General features: G+C 62.1%; 7 protein-coding genes. 2 read left to right on the top strand and 5 right to left on the bottom strand.

Annotation, left to right across the window (positions count from 1 at the left end; all coding sequences use genetic code 11):
* The first annotated feature begins 483 nt into the window (after positions 1–483).
* Entirely contained in the window at positions 484–777 is a 294-nt protein-coding gene (locus A5652_RS29190; protein WP_082983927.1) for a DUF732 domain-containing protein, read from the top strand.
* A 552-nt stretch (positions 778–1,329) separates the two neighbouring features.
* Here the strand turns inward: A5652_RS29190 and A5652_RS15745 are convergent.
* Entirely contained in the window at positions 1,330–2,001 is a 672-nt protein-coding gene (locus tag A5652_RS15745; RefSeq protein WP_067353097.1) for a hypothetical protein, read from the bottom strand.
* Between the two features lie 507 nt (positions 2,002–2,508).
* Positions 2,509–3,294 (bottom strand): SDR family NAD(P)-dependent oxidoreductase, encoded by a 786-nt coding sequence (locus A5652_RS15750; protein ID WP_067353100.1) that lies wholly within the window; start codon positions 3,292–3,294, stop codon positions 2,509–2,511.
* 1,419 nt (positions 3,295–4,713) lie between these two features.
* On the opposite strand from A5652_RS15750, the gene A5652_RS28970 reads away from it, so the two are divergent.
* Positions 4,714–4,839: a hypothetical protein gene (locus tag A5652_RS28970; RefSeq protein ID WP_255361844.1), complete on the top strand. Its 126-nt coding sequence runs from the start codon at positions 4,714–4,716 to the stop codon at positions 4,837–4,839.
* Positions 4,840–5,033: 194 nt separating this feature from the next.
* On the opposite strand, the gene A5652_RS29195 is transcribed toward A5652_RS28970, so the two are convergent.
* The 3 genes from A5652_RS29195 to A5652_RS15760 all read right to left on the bottom strand — a co-directional run.
* Complete coding sequence (locus A5652_RS29195) at positions 5,034–5,405, bottom strand: CsbD family protein (RefSeq protein WP_082983928.1); 372 nt, start codon at positions 5,403–5,405, stop codon at positions 5,034–5,036.
* Positions 5,406–5,451: 46 nt separating this feature from the next.
* Entirely contained in the window at positions 5,452–6,261 is an 810-nt protein-coding gene (locus A5652_RS15755; protein ID WP_156745367.1) for a hypothetical protein, read from the bottom strand.
* Between the two features lie 104 nt (positions 6,262–6,365).
* Positions 6,366–6,812 (bottom strand): universal stress protein (locus tag A5652_RS15760; RefSeq protein ID WP_067353105.1); only part of this gene is annotated, 447 nt, incomplete at its 5' end.

Below are 6,812 nucleotides of genomic sequence, written 5' to 3' on the forward strand. Positions count from 1 at the left end.
GCACCAGCGCCGCCCGCGATGACCGCGCGTTGAACGCCAACTCGACGGGTCCGGGCCTGGCGGGCAACTCGCCCACCGCACCAGGGTGGGCGAGTTGCCCGTCGTGGTGCGCGTGCGCGACTGGCGCACCCGCCAGTGACCGTCGCGGTAACCCGTGAGCCACGTCTGAGGCTCACAAACGGCGCTTACCGCGTTCCGGTCTAAACATCGATGCTCCGCGATATCAAGCGACCGCTTTCTAGCGTGGCGCGGTGTCAACGGCCGAATGATTGTGCGCTGACGGCAATTATCGGGTTCGCAGTTGCTTACTGGCTCCAGGGCGGGAATGTTGAGGCCTCGTTTTTGCGTCCCTTGCTCGGACACGTCGCGGCGTAGATACATACGGCGGCCATGGGTGGCCGGCGGCGGATCCGTAAAGCACGGCCGCTTGCGCGGAAAGGCCGTCAACGGTGACCATGGGTGCAGAGACGAAGGGATCCGCCCATGAGGAGATACGCAATCGCCCCCATCGCCTGTTGTGCGGTCGCCGTCTGCGTACCTTGCCACGCAAGCGCGTCACCGAACGATGACAGCTTCCTCGTCGCCCTCCGTGACAACAATGTCGTGGTTCCCCTGTCTGTAGACCCGATTCAGACTGCGCAGGGCGTCTGCACGAAACGGAAGAATGGACAGCAAACCGCAGATATCGCCCATACAGACCGCGTCGCGCTGTTCACCAATCCCGCCGCGTTCGTGGACCTGGCAATCGAGTACTACTGCCCGCAGTACCCGCCATGACTTGCTGCGTGTTGAAGGTGCTCACGCAGCTAAAGCATCCGAGTTCTGTTCGAGCCTGGTCGATTTGACCGTGGGCGTACGTCACTACCCCGGTGGTGGTCATGGTCTCGCCTCTGCGGGCCAGATTTCGTTCACGGCAGCCCGCTTGTTTTGAGGTGTGTGGCGGGTGCGCAGTCAGCCGGTCACCAGTTGCGCAACGTGCTAGACACAGGCGCATCGTTGCGCCGGCCAGTGCACTCACGCGCGCTCCGATGATCGTTCACGCTCAAATCCGTTGCGGGTGAGTGCCTCTCGGGATGCAGAGGCTTTCAGAGCCGAGAGATCCCTTTGGGAATGTTTCTTTCAAGCTGCGGGGTGGGTAGGCAGTGTTCAGGCAACGCGGCGGGGCTAGCACCGCTGGCGATGCTAGCTCTCGGTGGTCAATAAAGCGGCCGCCGAGGGCGCTTCTTCCCCCTCAAGGGGGTCAGGCGGTTGTGCTGCAACGCTACGAGATGGGAGCTATCCGGCTCGTTGGCCGCTGCGGCCCCGTTGAATGCCAGTGCGTTCCGTAAGTCAGTACTCGAGCCCGTATCCGCCGCGCAAGTCCTTGTGCGCGGCCTCTAGAGTGCGATCACATAGGTCCACTAGTGCGTCGAGGTCGAGATCTGATTCCCTGCCCAGTCTGTCCAGCCACACGGTCTCCACCTTCCTCAGCTCGGACCACTTGAGTTCGCCCTCGTAGTACACAGTCACGTCCTCCTGCGGGGCAGGGCACGCGGTGGTCTGCGCCAATTGTCGCTTGCAGGAATCCAATTGGGTCAGTGAATAACCGTGTTCGCGGAACTGACGGTCCCACTCGTCGAGCAGCCGACTTACTACGTCACGCACCGGCGGTGCGGCGTACACCATCAGCTCGGCTACGCCATCGTCGAGGCCGAGCCGCATTCGGAAGTCATAGAGCTCTCGAATTGCTTCGGCGCGCCGCTGGCTGGCGATCTCCTCGGCGGTGCCGGCGCCCTCGTATTGGGCCGCGCGTTTGACGTAGATGGTCGCCGAGATCAGCGACTTCAACACGGCTTTCTTGTCATCGGCCGCCCGCTTCTCGAAGTCGAGGACGCGTTCGTGGCGGCGGTCTTCCGCCTTGTTCCTGGCGTCGATGCGCTTCGTCCAGATCGCGACGGCGGCGCTCGAAATCACGGACGCGAGCGGTACGAGCGCGTTGGCCACCAACGTCGTCCAGTTCATTTGTCGACCCTTACCCGCAGTACCCAGGAGGCGGAGCCGGGGCGCCACGCGGTGCGCTGTCTTGATTACAGAGGCCTGATTCTGAGTGCGAATTGTTGGGCGCGGTTGGGTTTGGCCGCGGAGGATTTGGCGTGGCAGGGTCCGCGTTGGCCATGGCCGCGGTCAGCCCCATAAGAGCCATCCCCAACCCAGCGGCAAGAACCATTCTGGCCGCCAATTTCATCAGTTTGAGCTCGGTCGTGCGGTCAAGGTGCTCGGTCGGGGTCATTGATGTTCCTCTTTGTGGTCGCGGCGTCCGGTGGGCCGCCTTGGAGGTAGGACCATTCCCCGCCGCTTGGACGGTTCTCCGGGTGGGCCCAAACCTAGATCGAGGCTATTCCGGGGAGCCACAGGGCGTCTCGCGTTTTGTCGAATTGAGCGATCGACGGAATCGAGACCATCGACGCCGCGCTGCAGTCGGTGGCGGATGCGATGTTGATGACGCCGGCCATCGGTGCCCAACCGTAATCAGATTGCGGTGACGTATCCGCCGTCGATGCGATAGTCGGATCCGGTGATATTCCCGGCGCGGCCGCTGGCCAGGAACACCACAAGGTCAGCGACTTCTTCAGGGGTGGTGAACCGCCCGGTCGGCGCGGTGCTTGCGAGTTCCGCCCTGACCTCATCGGCCGTCTGGCCGTTGATCGCGGCGAACCCGTCGGCCATCCCGCCCCGCCGCATCCACTTGTCGGTCGACACCGCACCCGGACTAACCGAATTGACGCGAATGTTTCTCGGCGCCAAGTCTTTTGACAAAGCTTTAGCAAAGTTGGCGACGGCCGCCTTGGCGGCGCAGTAGTCGTACGTGTTCGGGCCGGGAGCATAGGCGCTGATCGAGCTGACAATGACGATAGAACCGCCGCCGCGCTGCTCGATCTGTGGCAACGCCGCGCGGGTCGGTCGCACGACGCCCATCAGGTTCAGCTCCCAGGACTTCCGCCAGTCGTCGTCGGAAATGCTGGCAAGTCCACCCGGGCGAACCGTGGCCCCACCGACGTTGTTGATCAAGACGTCGATCCCGCCCCGCGACGCCGCCGCGGCGATCAATTCTTCGGCAGCACCGGGCTGAGTAAGGTCCACGGACACATACGACACCTGGCCGCTCTCCTCAAGCAGCGGCAGCTGCTTACCGGGGGTCCGTGACCCGGCTACCACATGCGCGCCGGCGTCGACGAGGGCCTTGGTGACCGCGAAACCGATCCCCTTGCTGGCCCCGGTGACGACGGCAATCTTCCCCGACAGATGCAGGTCCATCTGCGCTCCTTCATCCGCCGTGCCGCGCACGACGCTACTCCGCAGCTACGGCTGGTGGCAGCGCTTTGCCGTGCGGCATGCGAGCGTCGTGGCCCGCCGGGATCGATAGGAGCAAGTGACCAGCGTCACGTTTAAAATTTCGACATTTGGTTGGGCGAACATCCGTTCACTATCTATCGTGGAAGAGCAGCAAACAAGGGGGGCCCGTGGAACAGCTCTGTGACGACCTACGCCGATTCGCTATACAGGTACGGCAGATCGGACTTTCCGTCAACGGCGGCGTGGGCGAAAGGGAATGCCTGGACCTCAGTGATCGCATGCTGGCCGCGGTTCAGCGAGCTGAGGCCAGAAACGGCCCGGGCGAAAATGGGCCAGTTGCATTCGAAGGCGCCGCACCACGCGCCGCAGATCGCCGGCCTGAAAACCGCGCCACATTTGGGACTGCATTACGCGGATGAAAATTCTTCTCCGGTCACTTTCTCGTCCCGGCAATTGATGAATTCGCATTCCACTGCCGAGCGAGCAATCCGAGGGAGCGCCTCCTCATCGCCCGGCGCGGGTCGCGGGGCAGTCTCCGCGCCAACAAGCTGGGTTGCGTCGCGTTTGCTCATTGCGGACTAACAGCACTAGCGCGACGCCGAAGAGAACAAGCAGGGGCACGAACACCAGTGGATAGGCCGAGACCACGGCTAAGCCGATGAGCGTAGCCGGGACCACCAACAACATCACGGTCGTCGGACCCTGGTCGCTTCGGTCGACGCTCCTCGCGATCCGCACGAGGGCCGCGAACGCCCTAGCTGCCCATGGATGCTGATCCGACCACCTACCGTACGAGCGATAAGTCTTCAGGCCGCAACCCGTGCAGATTTGCCCGTTCACCCGCTTATGGTGCCACCGGGTCGGCAGATCCGCACCCCCACACCGAGACGCTTTAGTCAGCGCTTGTCGGTGACGCGTTCGACGTACGCGCGTGGTGCCCCTCATCGTCGATCTTCTCGAGGACGTAGGACCGGGTCGATAGCACCCGCCCTCGCGGAGGCGACTCAAAGCCGTTGCCTTGCCGACGAATAGGAGACGTTGCCCGAAGCCGCGAAGGGCAGGTCGACGACTTCTGCACCGCGGGCGACCCGCCGCGCCGTACCCGCGGCCTCTAGGTCGTCCCGACCACCGGCACGCGCCGCGGATTCTTCTATCCGGACGTTCGCCGATATTGCTCGCGCCCTGAATCAGCTCGAGCGCGTGGAAGTCCGACCTCAAATCCACAAATCTTCGGCAACGGGTCGAATTCGTCTTTCCAGTCCGCAGCAAAAGTTTTCCGCGTTTTCGCAATATTGCACACGCGTACAAGGACCGCGATAGCATCGGCTGGCCGGCGGTATTTGTTGCCACGGTTGTTCCTACCCGCAGAAAGGCATACCGATGAGCGCAGGCAAGAAGAAGATACTGAAAGCCGCCGCGGCGGTCGCGGTGCTGACCGGTGTGATGCTGGGATCGTCGGGCTGCATAACGATCGACCTCGCGCCAGCCCCAGCCATGGAGAAATAGTCCCGGCTGCGGCGGCGCCGGCGATTTCGCTGGCTTTCGGCTTCACCGGCTTGCCGTCAGGCGCGGCCTAGGGCCGGACATCACGGGCACCAGTGCAACTCGTCCGCGCCGCGCCGACGTCGATTTGGCGTGTCCAGCAAAGACGCCAGCACCTGCCCGCTGCCGGCTGACTGGGTAGCTACGCGAGTGATGGGCTATATCTGGCGACGCCGTCGAGGCATTTGACGGCGCTGCCGCGGGCGGAATGCGTCCTTGACCTTTTCGCCCGCGTCTCTCAGGTGAGCGCCCCGCTGATCAGCTCTCCCCTCAGCCTCTAGCGCTGGGTCGTTGATCACGCGGCCGAACGCCGCCTTGAGCTTTCCCGCGACCTGGTCCACCTTGTTCCGGGCTTTATTCGCACCGCTCACCAGCGTTTCCTTCTCTTCCGGTTCAAAATAATGCGCTAAGAAGCGGCTACCCCTTTTCGGCCCGGTCCACTCCGGCCAGGGCAACCCGGGACGAGACCGGAAGCTACGAGCCGAGTTGGCCCCTGCTGTCTTATCGAGGCGCCGGACACCCTGCAGCATCAGACACGATCTGGAGCGCCGAAGGGGCTACAACCCAGGTCCTGATCTAATTGCTTCCTTGCTCCATCACGGCAAATTTCAGCCACATGTGCTTCTTAATCGCGTCGATGTGAGCTAACGCGACAACGACAAAACTACTAAACGCACCACCTAAGACCCCTACCAGCAACGCCGCCAACACTTTATGGTGAGGAGCCATTTCCCATCGCTGGAGAATCGGCGCTGCCAATCCTTCATACATCCCGACTAACACGGCAAACGCGACAAACGGCAATTTGAACAACAGTAGCCGCTGCTGTGCGGTAGTCAATTGGATCCCCAAGTTCGGCAAAGCTTTTATGGAGAAGGAATAGCCACAACCCGTCAGCACGACGCTCCCAGCGGCGGAGATGAATCCGAAAAGCATCAAATTCACTACCCTTGGAAAGGTCAGAAAACCAGCGATACACAGCTGTATCCAGAAGATGACTGCTAGCAAAACGCCGCCCCATATCCCCACAATGAAAGGATGGAGCACGCGCACGATGGCCGCGTCATTGAGTCTGATCCTGACTCTGGGAAACACAATCCAGTTCAACAACAAGCACACCACCGATGCCCCGACGAACCCTATAACCAAACCATAGATACCGACAACGAGCATTTTGTTGGCAAATGCGACGAACTGCTCAGCAACAGTTGCAGTTTGCGAAGCTCGGCTTACCCTGGGTCCGCCCTGCGCAAATAGGGACAATAGTGGAACTGTAATTCCTTCTAAAATGGCGAATAGCCAGACTAGATGCCACGATAGGGTGACGTCGGTTTTTAAGTAGTCCTCCGTGACTAATGCGCGTCGCTTGTCGCCCCTCGCGTTCATCGGCCATGCCCTCCATTTGCAGGTGTCGGCACTATAGCTACGGAACGAGAACTTTTAGACGGATGTGCACAAGGGTCGGACGCCGAACGATCCGGAACGAGGCCTCAGTCGGTGGTGTGGACGATCAACACGTCGGTCTTGACCCTGCGGGAGACTTCGGATGGGACCGAGCCCAGCAGTCGCCCGGCGACGCTGCTGAGTCCGACATTGCCGATGACCAGCAGGTCGGCGTTTACCTCTTTGACCAGCTGCACCAGCGCGTGGACGGGGGCACCCACGACCGACTTCTCCTCCACGTCCTTGGCCCCGGCTTGGTGCGCTCGCTCCCTGGCGTTCTGCAGGATCGCGTAGTAGGGCGCCTCGCCCACCGTCCGGTAGTCCTGACCGTGGTCGCTTCCCGGCGGAATTGCGTAGCGGCCTTTTTCCTCGGGGACGGGCAGATGCGCCGTCACAACGATCAATTTTGCGCCGTGGTCCGCCGCGATCGCGCCAGCGCGGTCCACCGCGCGCAGCGACGAGTCCGAGCCATCGGTGCCGACTACGACGGTCTG

Source organism: Mycobacterium sp. 1165178.9 (genome assembly GCF_001673555.1).
Taxonomy (GTDB): domain Bacteria; phylum Actinomycetota; class Actinomycetes; order Mycobacteriales; family Mycobacteriaceae; genus Mycobacterium.